Source organism: Siphonobacter sp. BAB-5405, assembly GCF_002872335.1.
Lineage (GTDB): Bacteria > Bacteroidota > Bacteroidia > Cytophagales > Spirosomataceae > Siphonobacter.
On sequence record NZ_NJAG01000149.1, the window covers coordinates 1 to 1,637 of the forward strand.

General features: G+C 35.8%; 1 protein-coding gene. It reads left to right on the forward strand.

What is annotated here, in order from left to right; all coding sequences use genetic code 11:
* Positions 1-206 precede the first annotated feature (206 nt).
* Positions 207-494 carry a hypothetical protein gene (locus BWI97_RS26675; RefSeq protein ID WP_146011086.1) on the forward strand — a complete coding sequence of 96 codons (288 nt, stop codon included), beginning with the start codon at positions 207-209 and terminating at the stop codon, positions 492-494.
* Positions 495-1,637: the final 1,143 nt, after the last annotated feature.

The following is a 1,637-nucleotide window of genomic DNA, read 5'->3' on the forward strand; positions in this document are numbered from 1 at the left end:
TATGGTAGTGGGAAGAATGCTAGTGCTAGATAAAAACTAAGCTATCAAACCTTGCAAGAGGAGTATCTATTTTGACTCCGGATAATCCGTAAGCCTACCTGACCGGATATCATAACTGCCTGTATAACCCTGGCTCGCTGGAAGAAAATGAATTAGTCAGCGATAAAGCGTTTGAGATGCTGAGTATCCAGTTCGAACCCGGCGAAATGATACGTTTGCTGACGGCCTATGCACCCGAGCTGGAAGCGGTGGCACAAAAGCTGGCCGACCAAACGCCGTTTGTCTGTCAATCGCCGATCCTTAACTTGCCCGAACCTATTAAGTACCTGTTGAAAACAGTATGGCAAAGCCCTGATAGTCCAGGCCTGAAGCGACTGTATTTTGAGTGGTTTTGCGGCTGCTTTGTTACCAGTTTGACCAGCTTCTGGGCTTGGTACAACCGCTGGCCCCGGCGGCTATACGGCTCAGGGAGAAAGACAACCGCTCTGACGTAACTGATCTTAGATACAGGTGATGCAGATTTTAAATCATCTGGCAAGAATTACAACCCTTCATACTTCCGATTATCAAAAGGTTGAGATATACGATTTAACGCACTGTATACGATTAGTTCCTTGTGTATGTATCCAGTCAATACACTGGTCATTTATTTTGCTTTGAAGCAGATTATCGGCGGTAGATGAAGAAAATAAAAGTTCTTCATAGACTCGGGTCTAAATTCTAGTAATTTAAAGTTAATGAATAGATGCGATCGTAGTTTGATATACTATAAATACTAAATAGATTCCAAATTATTTTTTATGTGCATTGGTAGAGTATTATTGTCGTTACATAGGTAAATAATCTATTAAAACATAATAAAGTATTCTTGATGTTTTTGATCAACTATTTTTAAATTTTATCTTACTAGTTTTAATTATGAGCAATAAGTTAAATATGTAACTTGTTCAGTTAGATCATAAAGGAACTCAGCTAATAATAAAGAAAGTTTTCAAATACATCCAAATTAAAAGCTATAGTCTTACCTGGTAGCGTTAATAACTCATTTTTAAAATACTCTTTCATTTTCAGTGTGTCGAGATGATTAAGCTCTTGATCATTGTTTGCTGTTAAGCTATCTAATACTGCTTTAAGAAATAAATTTCAGAATAATGCTGAGAGTAGGTATTGAACTATACTCTAGTACCCCATCTTCCTACGTCCCGTATACGCTCATTGCCAGGCAAGTGGTTCTGCCCAAAGGGTCTCAGTATACGAAGTCAGCATATAATAGGTCTGATTTTAAGATTTTTAATAAACTGGCCTAATTTATCTATTGTCATTGGACCCTATCACTGCAGTCCCAAAATGCCTTAATGTGCGATCTATTGCCCGTATCAATTAGAATAAATGTATAAATAAATGCTAAAAATGTTCAAATACAAATGGATAGGTAATATGAATTATTTAAGATTTTTTTTACCTAATTATATTTGATGCGGCCGAAGAGAAGTACAGTTTATTAAATTTTTTTAAAATGAGTAGGGCTTAATTTATAATAAAATTTATGAATTAAACACGTCCAATCCATTGATGCATCCATTAATTGACACCCTGTTGAAACCTTTTAAACCAGTAATTTTTTGAAAAATTTAACT